General features: G+C 67.1%; 15 protein-coding genes and 2 pseudogenes. 10 read left to right on the forward strand and 7 right to left on the reverse strand.

Annotated features, from left to right (window positions below):
• The 5 genes and pseudogenes from LQV16_RS20200 to LQV16_RS20220 all read left to right on the forward strand — a co-directional run.
• Positions 1–626 (forward strand): annotated as a pseudogene (locus LQV16_RS20200) (hypothetical protein); the annotation flags it as partial.
• Position 627: 1 nt separating this feature from the next.
• Positions 628–891: a hypothetical protein gene (locus LQV16_RS20205; RefSeq protein WP_229995656.1), complete on the forward strand. Its 264-nt coding sequence runs from the start codon at positions 628–630 to the stop codon at positions 889–891.
• A 3-nt stretch (positions 892–894) separates the two neighbouring features.
• Positions 895–1,149 carry a PspC domain-containing protein gene (locus tag LQV16_RS20210; protein WP_229995657.1) on the forward strand — a complete coding sequence of 85 codons (255 nt, stop codon included), beginning with the start codon at positions 895–897 and terminating at the stop codon, positions 1,147–1,149.
• Positions 1,150–1,366: 217 nt separating this feature from the next.
• Complete coding sequence (locus LQV16_RS20215; RefSeq protein ID WP_229995658.1) at positions 1,367–2,392, forward strand: 6-phosphofructokinase; 1,026 nt, start codon at positions 1,367–1,369, stop codon at positions 2,390–2,392.
• A gap of 53 nt (positions 2,393–2,445) precedes the next feature.
• Positions 2,446–3,156 (forward strand): GNAT family N-acetyltransferase, encoded by a 711-nt coding sequence (locus LQV16_RS20220; RefSeq protein ID WP_229995659.1) that lies wholly within the window; start codon positions 2,446–2,448, stop codon positions 3,154–3,156.
• Positions 3,157–3,173: 17 nt separating this feature from the next.
• On the opposite strand, the gene LQV16_RS20225 is transcribed toward LQV16_RS20220, so the two are convergent.
• The 7 genes from LQV16_RS20225 to LQV16_RS20255 all read right to left on the reverse strand — a co-directional run bounded on the left by LQV16_RS20225 (position 3,174) and on the right by LQV16_RS20255 (position 9,405).
• Complete coding sequence (locus LQV16_RS20225) at positions 3,174–4,700, reverse strand: MFS transporter (protein ID WP_229995660.1); 1,527 nt, start codon at positions 4,698–4,700, stop codon at positions 3,174–3,176.
• A 79-nt stretch (positions 4,701–4,779) separates the two neighbouring features.
• Complete coding sequence (locus tag LQV16_RS20230) at positions 4,780–5,343, reverse strand: PadR family transcriptional regulator (RefSeq protein ID WP_229995661.1); 564 nt, start codon at positions 5,341–5,343, stop codon at positions 4,780–4,782.
• 144 nt (positions 5,344–5,487) lie between these two features.
• On the reverse strand, positions 5,488–5,913 hold the full coding sequence (locus tag LQV16_RS20235; RefSeq protein ID WP_229995662.1) for an ankyrin repeat domain-containing protein: 426 nt from the start codon (positions 5,911–5,913) through the stop codon (positions 5,488–5,490).
• Positions 5,910–6,992: a glycine cleavage T C-terminal barrel domain-containing protein gene (locus tag LQV16_RS20240; protein WP_229995663.1), complete on the reverse strand. Its 1,083-nt coding sequence runs from the start codon at positions 6,990–6,992 to the stop codon at positions 5,910–5,912. The genes LQV16_RS20235 and LQV16_RS20240 overlap by 4 nt, the downstream gene beginning before the upstream one ends.
• A 95-nt stretch (positions 6,993–7,087) precedes the next feature.
• Entirely contained in the window at positions 7,088–7,834 is a 747-nt protein-coding gene (locus tag LQV16_RS20245; protein WP_229995664.1) for a flavodoxin family protein, read from the reverse strand.
• A 54-nt stretch (positions 7,835–7,888) separates the two neighbouring features.
• Complete coding sequence (locus LQV16_RS20250) at positions 7,889–8,503, reverse strand: FABP family protein (RefSeq protein WP_229995665.1); 615 nt, start codon at positions 8,501–8,503, stop codon at positions 7,889–7,891.
• A gap of 167 nt (positions 8,504–8,670) precedes the next feature.
• A complete protein-coding gene (locus LQV16_RS20255; protein WP_229995666.1) occupies positions 8,671–9,405 on the reverse strand; it encodes a permease in 735 nt (244 codons plus the stop codon).
• 243 nt (positions 9,406–9,648) lie between these two features.
• Between LQV16_RS20255 and LQV16_RS20260 the strand changes: the two genes are divergently transcribed.
• From LQV16_RS20260 to LQV16_RS20280, 5 genes and pseudogenes are all read left to right on the forward strand, one after another.
• Positions 9,649–10,347 (forward strand): response regulator transcription factor, encoded by a 699-nt coding sequence (locus tag LQV16_RS20260; protein WP_028276526.1) that lies wholly within the window; start codon positions 9,649–9,651, stop codon positions 10,345–10,347.
• Positions 10,348–10,634: 287 nt separating this feature from the next.
• Positions 10,635–11,657 carry a mycothiol synthase gene (mshD, locus tag LQV16_RS20265; protein ID WP_229995667.1) on the forward strand — a complete coding sequence of 341 codons (1,023 nt, stop codon included), beginning with the start codon at positions 10,635–10,637 and terminating at the stop codon, positions 11,655–11,657.
• A gap of 88 nt (positions 11,658–11,745) precedes the next feature.
• A complete protein-coding gene (locus LQV16_RS20270; RefSeq protein ID WP_229995668.1) occupies positions 11,746–14,010 on the forward strand; it encodes an RNA degradosome polyphosphate kinase in 2,265 nt (754 codons plus the stop codon).
• Between the two features lie 11 nt (positions 14,011–14,021).
• Entirely contained in the window at positions 14,022–14,999 is a 978-nt protein-coding gene (locus LQV16_RS20275; RefSeq protein ID WP_229995669.1) for an NUDIX hydrolase, read from the forward strand.
• Between the two features lie 66 nt (positions 15,000–15,065).
• A pseudogene (locus LQV16_RS20280) lies at positions 15,066–15,879 on the forward strand (hypothetical protein); the annotation flags it as partial.

Here is a 15,879-nt window from a genome sequence, read left to right on the forward strand (position 1 = left end):
ACCTTGGCCCTGGCACTCCGGCTGTCCTCGTCACCGTCGGCTCCGCCCTCCTGGTGGGCGGCGGCATCAAGGCCCTCGACGCCGCCAATGTGATCGATCTCGGCGACGCCGGCAACGCGCTGGTCTGGGCCTTCGGCGCGGCCATCCTGGGTCTCGGGATCCTGTTCGTAGGGTTGCGGGGCCGGACTTCCGGAATCCTGGGCTTCTTCGCGGTCGTCGCACTGCTGATCGGCGCAATCTTCAGCGTGGTCCCGCATGGGGACCGGTTCCGCTTCCAGAACGCCGATTGGACGCCGACGAGCATTGAACAGGCCAATGGCGGCTTCGAGATCACCGGCGGCGCCGGAACCGTGGACCTGACCAAGCTGGCGCTGAATCCGCCCCTGGGCTCCGACGTCGTCGTTCCGATCGACGCGACGGCCAGCAACCTCACCGTCGTCATCCCCGCCACCGTCCCGGTCCAGGTCCAGGCGGACATGACCATGGGCAACATCCACGACGGCAACCAGGACCGCGGCGGCATCACGAAGCAGCAAAGCGACTACAACACCTCGATGCCAGGCGCCCGGCTGGTCCTGAAGATCTCCGGCACCGTCAGCAACGTGACCATTAAGGAAGGCAACTGACATGAGCAGCTATGACGACTCGCGGCCTGCCGCGGCCTGGCAGGACCCCGAGGCGGGTTCCCCCGCCCGGGTGGGCACAGTGGTCTGGGGGCTGACAGTGGTGGCATTGGCCGCGCTGATCATCATTTCCGGGCTCGGCATCGTGGCCCTCAACGGCACCTACGTCCTGATCGGCCTGATGATCGGGGCCGGGGCCGCCCTGATAGTGGGCGGACTGGTCTCGGCGCGCAGGCGTGACAATACGTCAACTACAGGGAAGTCTTGAACCATGGATAAATTCTTCGACACCATCCGTGGCTTCGGCCTGAAACGTGGTCCGCAGCGCTGGCTAGGCGGCGTCTGCGGCGGAATTGCCGCCAAACTGAATGTTGATGTGGCGTATGTCCGGATCGCCTACCTGCTCCTGAGCCTGCTCCCCGGGCCGGCGTTCGTGTTCTACATCGTGGCGTGGCTGCTCCTCCCGGACCAGCGCAACGCAATCGTCCTCGAAAGCTTCCTCTCGAAGCGTTCCTCCCGGCCCTGACCTCGATCACAGAGGCCGGCCATCACAGGCCGTCCCGGCCGGGCGGCATTCGGCGCCCGGTAGTAGCGCCACACCACGAAAAGGGTGCCCCTGCCTTCACGGCGGGGGCACCCTTTTGTAACCGTTTGTGTCCTGCCCCACACGCGCCACTAGACTCTAGGTGAGCTCAGCGTGGCGCTCTGCCTGTACCCCTTCAAACCAGGATTTGAGCCGAGATATGAAAATTGGAATCCTCACCAGCGGCGGAGACTGCCCCGGCCTGAACGCCGTCATCCGTGGCGCCGTCCTCAAGGGAATCGCGGTCCACGGCCAGCAGTTCGTAGGATTCAGGGATGGCTGGCGCGGCGTTGTCGAGGGCGACATCGTGGAAATTCCCCGCACCATGGTCCGCGGCATCGCCAAGCAGGGCGGCACCATCCTCGGCACGTCCCGCACCAACCCGTTCGAGAACGGCGGCGGTCCCGAGGTCATCAAGGCCAACATGGACCGGCTCGGGATCGACGCCATCATCGCGATCGGCGGCGAAGGCACCCTGGCCGCCGCAAAGCGACTTACCGACGCCGGCCTCAAGATCGTGGGCGTGCCCAAGACGGTCGACAACGATCTAGACGCCACGGACTACACCTTCGGCTTCGACACCGCCGTGGAAATCGCCACCGAGGCAATCGACCGGCTGCGCACCACTGGAGAGTCCCACCACCGCTGCATGATTGCGGAGGTCATGGGACGGCACGTGGGTTGGATCGCCTTGCACGCGGGCATGGCCTCGGGCGCCCACGCCATCCTGATCCCCGAGCAGAAGGCCTCCATGGATCAGATCGCCGAGTGGGTGGTCTCCGCCCACGACCGTGGCCGCGCCCCGCTGCTTGTCGTCGCCGAGGGGTTTGTGCCCGAAGGCCAGGAGTCCCCGCATTCGGAGCGCGGCCTCGATACGTTTGGCCGCCCGCGCCTCGGCGGCATCGCCGAAATGCTGGCGCCCGAGTTGGAGGCACGCACCGGCATCGAGACCCGCGCCACGGTCCTTGGCCACATCCAGCGCGGCGGCGTCCCGACTGCGTTTGACCGTGTCCTGGCCACCCGCCTGGGCATGGCGGCCATCGATTCGGTGGTGGAGAAGCGCTGGGGCACGATGGTCTCGCTGCACGGCACGGACATTGTGCACGTCGGTTTCGACGCCGCGCTCGGCAACCTCAAATCCGTACCGCAGAGCCGCTATGACGAGGCCGCTGTACTCTTCGGCTAAGCGGCCTCTTCGGCTAAGCGGCCCGTGGGCCGCGCGGTGGGTAGGGTTGATTCATGACTCTTGAGCCCGGTTCCGCTGAAATAGTCCAGCTTGCCTGGGCGCGCCGCTTGGGGTTCGACGACGGCGCCTTCGCGGCCGCCGCCGGCGTGCGGCTCACCCGGGCGGACGAGACTGCCCGGGCGGTGCAGTTCGTCCGCCTGTTCGGCAACTCCGCCCTGGTGGGCCCGCAATGGGCGCTGGACGCCGCCGTCGGGCTCTCCGACGAGGAACTGGCCCAGCACGTGACACTGCTGACCATCACCCGCGGGCACGGTGGCCACGGCCTGGGCGCAGCCGCACTCTTCTTCGCCGACGACCTCCCCCTGCAGCAGCCTTCCGAGGAGCTGACCGTCTCGCATGGGAACCCGGAAGCGATCGAGCTGGAAACGTTCTGCCCGCCCGATGACGTCAACGAGGTGGGCCTCGCCGGCCTGGCACACCGCTTCACTGTCCTGCATCTGGAAGACGGCCGCCGGACCCCCGTGGCCTGCGGGGCCTACGCCGAATGGGAAGGGCTCCTGGCCCATCTTGGCGTGCTGGTTGCGCCCGAATGGCGGCGCCGCGGCCTGGGCAAGCTGGCCGCATCGATAGCCGCCCACGAGGCCCTCGCCGCCGGGCTGACGCTGCAGTGGCGTTCAGAGGTCAGCAACAAGGGTTCGCTGGCCCTGGCCCGGAGCCTGGGCTTCTCCGCGGGCGGCATCCAGACCAGCGTGCTGCTGGGCTGATCCGGATGCCCGCCAGGCTAGCCACGCTCCGCGGCGGCCTTGTCCAGGTCCGCGCCGGCAGCTGCGGCGGGGCCCGGTTCTCCCCAGCCCTGGACCGGCTTGGGTTTGGCGAAGAAGAGCGCCACGGCAGCACCGATCAGGATGACCGCCGCCGGCAGCAGGATGGATTGGCCCATCGCCGTCGAGAACCCCTCATGAAGTGCCTCGGGCAGGGCGCCGCCGAAGCCCATCGGGCTGGCCTCCGCGCCTTCTCCGGGCCGGGCGGGGAGCTCTGCCGCCAGCCGCGCCTGGATGAGCACGGCGATGGCGGCGCTGCCGAGCACGGCGCCGATCTGGCGGGTCGTGTTGTAGACGCCCGAGCCGGCTCCGGCCTGCCGCGGCGGCAGGTTGCGCGTGACGGTGGAGCTCAACGGCGCCCAAATGCCCGCATTGGCGAAGCCCAGCACTGCGCTCGGCAGCAGGAACAGCCAGATGGGGGTGTCCGGGTGCATGAGCAGGGCGTTCCAGAACAGCGCCACAGACATCAGGACCAGGCCGGTCGCTGTGATGAACTTCGGGTTGACTTTGTCAATGATCCGGCCGACCACGGGCGCGAGGCCGCCTGAGATCAGCGCCATGGGCACCATCATGAGCGCAGACTGGGTCGGGGTCAGGCCGCGGACGATCTGGTAGTAGAAGATCAGCGGCAGGCTGAACGCTGTGACGGTGAAGCCCACCGTGGTGATCGCAATGTTGGCGAGCGAGAAGTTACGGTCCTTGAAAAGGGACAGGGGCAGCAGCGGTTCACCCTTGTTGAATTTCTGCCACAGGACAAAGACCACCAGCACGGCGATGCCGCTGATGATCAGGCCCCAGACGGTGATGGGGCCGGCGATGGTGCCCCAGTCGTACGTCTCGCCCTCCTGGATGCCGAAGACCAGGAGGAACAGGCCGAGGGCGCTGAGCAGAACCCCGGGAATATCGAACTTGTGCGGGTGGGTGGTCAGCGAGGGGACGAAACGCTGGGCGAGGATGAAGCCGGCAATCCCGACGGGGACGTTGATGAAGAAGATCCACTCCCAGCCGAGGCCGTCCACCAGCACGCCTCCGAGGATCGGGCCGACCAGGGTGGCGACGCCGGCAGTGGCGCCCCAGATGCCCATGGCCGCCCCGCGGCGGTCCGGGGGGAAGATCCGGGTAATGACGGCCATGGTCTGCGGCGTCATCATGGCCGCACCGAGGCCCTGGACCACGCGGGCCGCAATGAGGGTCTGGACGTCGCCGGAGAGGCCGCACCACAGCGATGCCATGGTGAAGACGACGAGTCCGGAGAGGTAGAGCTTCTTCGGTCCGAAGCGGTCACCGAGCCGGCCGGTAATAAGCAGCGGCACGGCATAGGCGAGCAGGTAGGCACTGGTCACCCAGATCACCGAGTTGATGTCGGTGTTGAGGCCCTCCATGATGCTCGGGTTGGCCACCGAGACGATGGTGGTGTCGATCAGGATCATGAAGAAGCCGATCACCAGGGACCAGAGTGCCGGCCATGGCCGGGCTACGTTTTCCATGGGGTTCCTTAGGGGCTGGTGTGAACGTTGGACGGGCTAAGTGTTGGGGCGGCCGGGTCCCGGCCGGGGGCGCAAGGGCTCACCACGGCAGTTCGCCGGAGCGGAGCTGGTCCTGAAGGCCGCGGATCCAGGCGATTTCGGCCTGCAGCGTGCACTGCTGGTACTGGACATCGATCCAGTACTTGCGCTCCACGCCCTTCTTCTTGAGCAGTTCCTCGCCGGAGACCAGGAAGTCGAGCTGCTCCTGCAGCACCTGAAGCCGGCGGTCGAGGAGTTCGACGACGACGCCGGCGGGCAGGTTGTAGGCCTCGGAGATGGCCAGCGGGAAGGACGGGTATTCGTTGACCGGGGCCGCGAGCATGTCCTGCAGCCACTTCGTGAACGCCTCGCGGCCGGCCGCCGAGATCGTGTACGTGGTGCGCTCCGGGCGGTTGCCTCCCCGGTCCGTTCCCGTTGCTGCGACGAGACCCTGCTCTTCGAGCCGCCCGATGGCGTGATAGAGAGTTCCTGGCCGGACCTTGACCAGGCGGTCCTCGTGCCGGGCGATCAGGAGTTGGTACATCTCGTAGGGATGCATCGGCTCTTCAACGAGCAGGGAGAGTGCGGCGACACCCAGCGGTGTCAGTGCGATTGCCCGGGCCATGGCGCTGTCCTCTTCGGTCTAGAACTGTCCTCTTCGGTCTGGACTGCGATTACTCCACTATAGATTATTCCACGTGGAGTATTTGGCGGCAATCGTCCCGGATCCGCGCCGGCCGGGCCTCCAGCGGGCCCGAACCGGGTCTCGTCAGCCGAGGAGGGCCAGGATCTCCGTGCGGGCGAACATTTCCGCGGCGGCCCGCGCGGTGGGGGTGCCGGCGTCGGGGTCGGCCCCGGCCTCCAACAGCTCCCGGGCGACGTCCGTGTAGCCCTTGAAGACAGCGCCGGCCAGCGGCGTCTGGCCGCGGTCATTAGGCGCGTTAACGTCGCCGCCGTGCTCCAGGATCAGCCGGACAGTGCCGGCGTGACCGTGGTAGGCCGCCAACATGAGCAGTGAGTCGCCGGAGGACGTGGTCAGCGTGGCCGGCGCGCCGGCGGCGAGATAGCCGCCCAGCAGCGCGGAGTTGCCCTCGCGGGCGGCGTCGAAGAGCGCGTGGGCAAGCGCCAGGGTCTCGTCGTCGGGCGCGGCTGCACCTTCCAGCGGGGACGAACCCAGCGGCGACTCGCCGCTCATCGGGTGCCCCGCAGGAAGCCGGTCTGGCGGCCCACTACCTGGCCGGCGTCGGGAGCCACAATGACTTCCTGGGCCGCGGCATAGGGCTCGTCACCGTCCACCACGGTCAGGACATCGTCCGGGGCGACGGAGCGCTTGATCACGGCCAGGGCCACGGGGCCCATTTCGTAATGCTGCGCCACGGACGTCACAGTGCCCACCTTACGGTCGCCGGCACGCACCTCGCTGCCGGGCGCGGGCAGGGTGTGCTGGGAGCCGTCGAGCTGGAGGAACACGAGCCGCCGCGGCGGGTGGCCCAGGTTGTGGACGCGGGCGATCGTCTCCTGGCCCTTGTAGCAGCCCTTGGCCAGGTGCACGGCGGTGCGGAGGAGGTCGAGCTCGTGCGGGATGGTCTTGTCGTCGGTTTCCGCGCCCCACCGGGGCCGCCACGCGGCAATCCGCAGCGCTTCGGACGCCATGGTGCCGGCGAGGGCACGCTCGCCCACCGTTGCGACCAGCTCAGGCGCGGGAACAAGGTACTCGAACCACGGCCGTTCCAGTCCGGGGTGGGCGTCCTCGCCCACCACCGCGTAGGAGTAGCCGCCGGCACCGACATGCGGCCACGGGTCTTCCCAGACGTGCAGCGCCGACCATTCCGGGATGGGCTGGGTGGAGCCGAGCACGGCCCAGTCCGCGGAGACATCGGCGATCTCGACCCGGAGCATGAACTTCATCTTGTTCAGCCATTCGGCGAGCGGGCCGGCTTCGGCTCCCTCAACAATCAGCCAGGTCGTGGCGCCGTCGTCCACCACCCGGGCGTCGAACTCGATCCGGCCCTGAACGCTCAGCAACAGCAGTTCGGTGGACTGGCCCGGGGCCAGGGAAGTGAGCTGCTGGGAGGACAGGGTGTTCAGCCAGCTGAGGCGGTCCGGTCCGCTGACCGTGACCACGCCGCGGTTTGAGAGATCGACGACGGCGGTGCCTGCGGCCAGCGCCCGCTGCTCCCGAAGCGGCTCGCCGTAGTGGGCGGCGACGCCGGCGTCGGCACCGCTGGCCTCAACCGCGGCCGGGCGCGACAACAGGGGGCTTTTGATAGTCATATTGAAAGGAACGTCCTTAGCTCTGCGCGTATTCCGGCCCCGGCATCGAGTGCCGGTGCCGGCCGGCCTTTGTCGGACCGTGGGGCCGGCCGGCCCTAGCGGTATTCCGGATTTTCAAAATCGAAGCGGGTGCCCGCTTTCCAGGCGTCGGGGAGGTTTCCGTAGGCGGGAATGCCGCCGGAGTCCTTGAGCATCCGGGCCAGGTGCAGCATGTTCCAGGTCATGAAGGTTGTGTTGCGGTTGGTGAAATCACTGTCCGGACCCCCGGACCCCTCGTCGAGATAGCTCGGCCCGGGACCCACGGGGCCGATCCATCCGGCGTCGGCCTGCGGCGGGATGGTGAAGCCGACGTGCTGGAGGCTGTACAGGACGTTCATGGCGCAATGCTTGATCCCGTCCTCATTGCCGGTGATGAGGCAGCCGCCCACCTTGGGATAGTAAGCCCACTGGCCCTTCGCGTTCAGCTGCCCGGAGTGGGCATAGAGGCGCTCGATGAGCTTCTTGGTCTGCGAGGAGTTGTCCCCCAGCCAGATGGGCCCGGCGACGACGACGATGTCCGCTTCCTGGACGACCGGGTAGATTTCCGGCCATTCATCGGTCGCCCAGCCGTGGTCGCGCATGTCCGGGTAGACGCCGCTGGCGATGTCGTGGTCCACCGTGCGGATCACGCGGGTGGTGACGCCCTGCTTTTCCATGATCCGGCGGCTGACCTCGATCAAGCCCTGGGTGTTGGACACGTCCGGGGACTTCTTGAGGGTGCCGTTGAAGTACACGGCCTTGAGGTCGGCGTAGCTGGTGCTACCGGGGGCTTGGCTGGGGGCTGAGCTGACTTCGTCGGTCACGGCGTTTCTCCTAGGTCGATGCTGACAACGGAAAAAATCAGTGAGACCGCGCCTTTAGCCTACTTTGGCGAGGATGGCCGATGCGTGGGCTTCCAGGCCGCCCCCGGACGCCGAATCCTTGCCGGTGGCCACGTCCCAGCGCCACAGCAGGTTCCCTTCCACGAGTCCGAAGATCCGGGTGGCCGCCGTGTACTCCTTGGAGTGGCTGCCGCGCATCACCATGTCGGTGCTGAGCTGGATCTGGGGTCCCTTGATCTGACCGTAGTACAGCTCCGAGATCCCGCCGGGGTGGGCAATGGAGACCGAGATGTCGAAGCCGCCGTCGCTGTTACGCAGGGCCTCCACCTCGTCGGCGCTCCTAAGCACGGGGACGATGTCCGCCGGGATCAGGCCGGGGCCACCGTCCTCCTCGCGCTGCTTGCGCTCGAGGGCCCAGAAGCCGGTCTCGACGGTCAGGGGACGCAGCTTGGTGCCCTCGTCGTCCGTCAGCCAGCTCTCGGCACGGTACTGCAGGTACGGCAGGCCGTTGTGCGTAAACGACACGTGCTGCAGGAAGTGCTCGGAGTCCTCGTCCCCGGCCCCCAACCGGCCGCTGCCCTCCCACTCACCAATGAGCCAGGACAGCGGAACGATTTCGGGGGTCAGATCAGTAGGGATTTCAATCGGCACAGCATCTACCTCTGGAAGCTACGGGGTCTGGAACGTGTTACTTCTGGCCTTTGAAGAGGCGGTACACGACAAAGCCGGCAAACCACGCCATGGACAGGCTGGCCACGCCAAGCAGGACAAGGAAAAAGATCTCATATGCAAGTACGGACATGATGCCATCCTAACCCTTAGTAGATGAGTAGTTTGTCTATGAAGTAGGCCAGGGAACCGACCGCCGACACCGGCCCCAGCCCCATGCCCACGGCCGCCAAAACGTTCAGGCTCTCACCGCTGAGGATGACGAGGCGGCGGAAACTCACCAGCACCGCCCCCACTACGACGCCGGCGAGGGCGGCCGGAAGCACGGCAATGTCGGAGAACACCAGGCCGGCGAGCGGCCCGGCGAGCCCCGCGCTGACGATGCCCAGCGGCGCAACGATCCGGTCAGGTAAACGGATCAGCCCCGCCATCAGGGCGATGGCTGCACTGACGGCGGCCACGAGGATCATTTCGCGGACTCCGTTGAAGCGCGAGCTCGCAATCCAGCCGGCGCCCAGGCAGGACAGCAGGACACCCGCGCAGGAGCCCAGGGTGGATTCGAGGCGCTGGGCCTGCCCGGTGCCCCGGATCAGCTGCATGACGAAGATGGCCATGACCCCGACCGCCATGAACGACGGCGTCCAGTCCAGGAAGCCGGGAGCCGGAAGATAGGTTGCGGCCACCGCCGACCCCACACCTGGCAGGCCAATCAAGGCTGCGAGGGTCTTCTTGGCGGGGATGCCGAGAAAGTAGGGCCAGCCGATGCCGATGCCGGCCGCGAAGAGGGCCGCGACGGCCAGGAGGACCTCGGGCGAGGAATAGGCGCCGGCAACAATGGCCGCCAGGCCGGCCAGGCCAATGATCCCGACGCTCCACGGCTTCACGGTCTACTCGCCATCGGCAGACCCACCATGGCCGTATCTTCGCTCACTGCGGACCCCAATTCGACTCGGCTCAATTTCAACGGGCCGCGGGCCCTGACGGTTCAATCCTGCCTTATATGAACGATTTGTGTCGCAAAAGCAGTGGGCGGAGGTGACGGGACCATGGCCGGAATGGGGCCTTTAGGTATACTCGGGATCAGCAACAAGACGCCCAACGATGCGCGGACACCCCTTGGAGGAACAATGTCGCACATCCTGCTATTGACGAACAGCACCGGAACATCCGTGGACGTCCTGCCTGCTCTGGAACTGCTGAACCACCGGGTGCATATCCTGCCGGCCGAGCCCACCGCACTGCTCGAGACCGACCCCTGCGACATCGTCCTGCTGGATGCCCGCAAGGACCTGGTCGGCGCACGTTCCCTCACCCAGCTGCTCAAGGCCACCGGCCTCAGCGCCCCCTTGATGCTCATCCTCACCGAAGGCGGCATGGCCGCCGTCTCCTCGGCGTGGGCCGTCGACGACATCCTCCTGGAATCCGCGGGCCCGGCAGAAGTCGAAGCCAGGATCCGCCTCGGCGTCGCGCGCGCCGTTCCGGAGAAGGAGGACGTGCCGACCGAAATCCGGGCCGCCGGCGTCGTAATTGACGAGGCCAGCTACACCGCACGGGTCAACGGCGCCGCGCTCAACCTGACCTTCAAGGAATTTGAACTGCTGAAATACCTCGCCCAGCACCCCGGCCGGGTCTTCACCCGCCAGCAGCTGCTGACCGAAGTCTGGGGCTACGACTACTACGGCGGCACCCGCACCGTGGACGTCCACGTCCGGCGGCTGCGCGCCAAACTGGGCGCCGACCACGAGAACCTGATCAGCACCGTCCGCAACGTCGGCTACCGCCTGACCCTGGTCCGCCAGCCCGAGGACGAACTCACCGAGGCCTGAGCACCAAGGCCGCCCGAACCCAGCAGCACTGAAACCCAAATAGCACTAAACACAGAAGGCCCCGGACTCTGGAGTCCGGGGCCTTCGTGGTGCACCAATCCATCGGCGCAAATACTCTCAGTAAATATTCTCAGTGGAGGACATACGGGTCGAACGTATCGAGGCCACCCCAGCGGTGGATCCCCCTCGCATCTGGCTCAACGCCGGACGAGATAACGACTATACGCCGCCGTCCGGAGTTCAACAAAATCGGCCGCTGACAGCCATGCACCCGATAGCCTTGCACCATGAGCCCTGCGCACCCGGAAAACTGGCCCGTACTTGCCGTCAAAGGAACAGTGGGCGGCAGGCTGCTGCGGGACGTCGCCGCCCTGGTCGCCGCGGCGGAGGAGTCCGACGGCAATCCGCCGCTGTCCGAACAGACCCTTGTCACGCTGCGCGCCGCCGACGCGGGCGAGCATTCGGTATTGGCCCTGGCCCTCTACGCCCCGGACGACAAGTTGGATCCCGCGACGGCGCAGGACCTCGCCGGCGTCGCCGTCGTCATCGAGGAGCCCGACGGCACAGGGGTCCTTGAGATTGCCGTCCACCCCAGCTACCGCAACCAGGGCGTGGGCGACCGCCTGGTGAGCGAACTTAAAAGCGTCCGCGGCTTTACAGGCCTGAAAGCCTGGTCCCACGGAAACCACGAGGCCGCGGCGGACCTCGCGGCCCGCTACGGCTACGGCGCCGTCCGCGAGTTGTGGAAGATGCGGCTGATGACGGCGGCAGCGGCATTGCCGGAGGTCCAACTCCCGGAGGGCGTACAGCTCCGCACTTTCGTGGCGGGCCGGGACGAGGACGCCTGGCTGGCCGCAAACAAGGCCGCCTTCGCCCACCACCCGGAACAGGGCAACATGACGCGCGCCGATCTGGACGCCCGGATGGCCGAACCCTGGTTTGATCCTGCGGGTTTCCTGCTGGCCGTGGACCCGGCGGACCGGCTCCTGGGGTTCCATTGGACCAAGGTGCACCCCCGGCACGGCGATCACCCCGCGATCGGCGAGGTCTACGTGGTGGGCGTGACCCCGGATGCCCAGGGCGCCGGGCTGGGCAAGGTCCTCACGGTCGCCGGCATCAGGCACCTGCAGGACCTCGGGCTCCGCGCCGTGATGCTCTACGTCGATGCCGACAACGCGCCCGCCGTCGCCCTCTACCGCCGCCTCGGATTCACGCGCTGGGATGTCGATGTCATGTACGCGCCGCTGGCGCAGCAGCAACCACCGGCCGTGACTCCCGCGCCGGACGGCGTTAGTCAAGTCGGCGGATGACCACCGCGGCCGGGCCGAAATCTGGGGTCATCCGGCCATGATTGCTTGTAAGGTTGAAGCTACATCGCGCCAGCATTGAGGAGACCCCATGCCACGGGATACTGCCCGGACATCCACGTCTGAACCAGCTACGTCGGAAAAGGGGGCGCGTCCGGTACGAGCCCGCTTTGGCTCCTCCGAAGTGCCGGCCTCACGCGCCACCCAGGACCGGATCGACATTCCGGAGTTCGCGCCGAACCTGGAACCTGAAGGCGACATCCGCCCGGACCGGTTCCTGGACCGTGAGCTGAGCTGGCTATCCTTCAACGCCAGGGTCCTGGAACTGGCCGAGGACCCCAACCTGTACCTGCTGGAGCGGGTCAGCTTCCTGTCCATCTTCGCCTCCAACCTGGACGAGTTCTTCATGGTCCGGGTGGCCGGCCTGAAGCGACGGATCGCCACAGGCCTCGCGGTCCCCTCCCCCGCCGGGCTGAGCCCCATGCAGGTGTTGGAGCAGATCGGCGAGGAGGCCCACCGGCTCCAGCAGCGCCACGCCCGCGTCTACGCCGAGCAGATCCGTCCCGCCCTGGCGTACGAGCACATCCACCTCATGCACTGGGAGGAACTCGACTCGCAGGCCAAGGACCAGCTCAGCGCCATGTTCGCGGAAAAGGTCTTCCCGATCCTGACGCCGCTGGCCGTGGATCCGGCGCACCCGTTCCCCTACATTTCCGGGCTGTCCCTGAACCTCGCCGTGGTGGTCCGCAACCCGGTCAGCGACAAGGAACTCTTCGCCCGTGTCAAGGTCCCTGACCAGCTCCCCCGCCTGATCTCCATCGACGGCGCCCGCGCCGGCTCCGTCCCAGGGCGTGTGGCCCGGTTCATCGCGCTCGAAGAAGTCATCGCCGTGCACCTGGACCAGCTGTTCGCCGGCATGGAGGTCCTGGAGCACCACACTTTCCGCGTGACCCGCAACGAGGACGTCGAGGTCGAAGAGGACGACGCCGAGAACCTCCTGCAGGCGTTGGAGAAGGAACTCCTGCGCCGCCGGTTCGGCCCGCCGGTCCGGCTGGAGGTCACCAACGACATCAACCCGAACATCCGTGCCCTGCTGATCCGCGAGCTCGGCGTCGAGGAATCCGAGGTCTACTCCGTTCCGGCACCGCTGGACCTGCGCGGGCTCTCGGTGATTGCCGGGATCGACCGGGCAGACCTGCACTACCCCAAGCACGTCCCGCACACCTCGCGGTACCTCAACGAATCGGAAACCTCCAAGGCGGCCAACGTCTTTGCCGCCATGCGGCGACGGGACATCCTCCTGCACCACCCGTATGATTCCTTCTCCACGTCCGTCCAGGCGTTCCTGGAACAGGCGGCCGCGGACCCCAAAGTCCAGGCCATCAAGCAGACCCTGTACCGCACCTCCGGGGACTCCCCGATTGTCGATGCACTGATCGACGCCGCTGAGGCCGGCAAGCAGGTCCTGGCCCTCGTGGAGATCAAGGCCCGCTTCGACGAGCAGGCCAACATCTCCTGGGCCCGGAAACTGGAACAGGCCGGGGTCCATGTGGTGTACGGCATCGTGGGCCTCAAGACCCACTGCAAGCTCTCCCTCGTGGTCCGCCAGGAAGTGGACGGCCTGCGCCGCTACTGCCACATCGGCACCGGCAATTACCACCCGCGCACGGCCCGCTACTACGAGGACCTGGGCCTGCTGACGGCGAACGAACAGGTCGGCGAAGACCTTTCGAAGCTGTTCAACCAGCTCTCCGGCTACGCACCGAAGTCCACGTTCAAGAGGCTGCTCGTAGCGCCGCGCTCGGTCCGGTCCGGTCTGATCGACAGGATCGAAACCGAGATCAGGAACGCCCGGGCCGGCATCGCCGCCCGCGTCCAGATCAAGGTCAATTCGATGGTGGACGAGGCCATCATCGATTCCCTGTACCGCGCGTCCCAGGCCGGGGTGCAGGTGGACGTCATTGTCCGCGGCATCTGCTCCCTGCGGCCCGGCGTTCCCGGCCTGAGCGAGAACATCACGGTCCGCTCCGTGCTGGGCCGTTTCCTGGAGCACTCCCGCGTCTTCGCCTTCGCCAATGCCGGCGACCCGGTGGTCTACATCGGCTCTGCCGACATGATGCACCGCAACCTCGACCGCCGGGTGGAGGCCCTGGTACAGCTGACCAGCGGCGACGACACGAGCTATGTCCTGGACCTGCTCAACCGCTACATGGTGCCCGAAACCGCCAGCTGGCACCTGGACAAGCAGGGCGAATGGACCCGCCACCACCTGGCAGAAGACGGCGAGAACCTCAAGGACGTCCAGTCCTGGCTGCTCGCTTCCCGCTCCCGCCAGCGCTCGACCAGCCTGCGGTAGGGACCGTGAGTGTGAGCAGCGATGAACTGGTTGAGGACCAGGCCGACCAGCCCGGCGAAGAGGTTGCCGTCACGGCGGCAGGCGCCATCCCGTGGCGCCTCAATTCGGCAACCAAGGACCAGCTCGAGGTCCTGCTGATTCACCGCCCGCGGTATGACGACTGGTCCTGGCCGAAGGGCAAGATCGACCCGGGCGAGACCATCCCGGAGTGCGCCGTCCGCGAGGTGGAGGAGGAGATCGGGCTCATCGCGCCCCTGGGGATCCCGCTTCCGCCCATCCACTACCATGTGCCGGCCGGGCTGAAGGTGGTCCACTACTGGGCGGTCGACGTCGACGGCGCTGCCTTGTTGCCGGACGGCACTGAAGTCGACAGCGTCATGTGGTGCCCGCCCGAGAAAGCCGCCCGCCTCCTGAGCAACCCGGGCGACATCGAACCACTCCAGCACCTCGTGAACGCCCACGACCGCGGGGAACTGGAGACCTGGCCGCTGCTGATCGTGCGCCATGCGAAGGCCAAGCCCCGATCTTCGTGGTCCAAGGCCGAGGGTGACCGCCCGCTGGCTGCTACCGGCATGCGGCAGGCGCAGTCGGTGGGGCGGCTCCTGCAGGCGTGGAAGCCCGGGCGGATCGTTTCAAGCCCCTGGCGGCGGTGCGTGGCCACCATCGCCCCGTACGCAAAGGCGGCCGACACCAAGGTAAAGCTCAACGAGGCCCTCACCGAGCACCGGCACGGCCGCAGCCCGCAGAAGACGGCCGCCGTCGTCGAGGCGCTGTTCGACAAGCAGCGCGCCGTGGCCGTGTGTACGCACCGCCCGGCCCTGCCGACCGTCCTGAAGCAACTCGCAAAGCACATGAACTCCCGCCTCCGGGATCTGCTGCCGTCCTCGGACCCGTTTCTGGCGCCGGGCGAGATCATCGTGTGCCACGTGGCGCACCACAGCAAGAACAAAATAGTTGCGGTGGAGCGGTTTAAGCCGTTCGACGACTGAAGTCCTTGACCCCCGGGGCCCCCACGCCTAGTTTGTATCAATAGCTTGGTACATTACTGCTGAATCTTGGGGGATTCCATGCCGGCCCTGTTCTACCTGCCGCCGATGCTGCTGCTCGGCCCGGCGATCGCAGCACTGCTCGTCTATGCCGTGCTGCGATGGGTGATCTGGGCCCCCGGGGCCGGAACCTCGCCGCAGAGCGTGTCGGAGCACGGGCTGTGGGTGGGTGTGATCGGCTGGCTGGCGAGCTCGCTCCAGGGCGCCATGACTCTAGGCATCATCCCCGCCAATCCGTCAGCGGCCGTCTCCTTGGTGAGCGCCGAGTCGATCGTCCCGGCCATGGCGTGGCCGGTCCTGGGCTGCCTGGCCGTGCACGCCTTGGGCCAGGTCAGCTACCCGGGACCGCGGCGAATGCGGCGGGAGGCCATGCTGTCTGTGCGGCGTATCAAGGACTTCCTGCCCCGCAGGCTGGCATTGACCACGGCCGCGATCTTCGTCTCGGCCGCCGCGGCCATCGCCCGGGTTGCCACGCTGCCCGGATTCGCGGCCGTGGCCCCCACCACGGTCAGCGACGGTCAATATAACTATTACAACGGCGGAGGCGACGGCCGCATCCCCGGACCGGAAGCGGCCGCCTGGCTCGGCGGCGCCCTGCTGGTGCTGGCCGCCGGGACGTGGCTGGTCTTGTGGCTGATCGCCCGCCGCCGCCAACTGGAGTCCCTCGACCCGGCGGACAACGCTTTGCTGCGGACCATCGCGATGAACCGGCTGCTGCGCACAGTGTCCACGGTGGCTGCCGGGCTGACAGTCATCGCGGGGAACTTCGCGTCCCGTCCCGATCCCGCCCACGGGATGACGTCGTGGACGCACTTCGCCGGCC

It is taken from the genome of Arthrobacter sp. Bi26, from assembly GCF_918697925.1.
Lineage (GTDB): Bacteria > Actinomycetota > Actinomycetes > Actinomycetales > Micrococcaceae > Arthrobacter.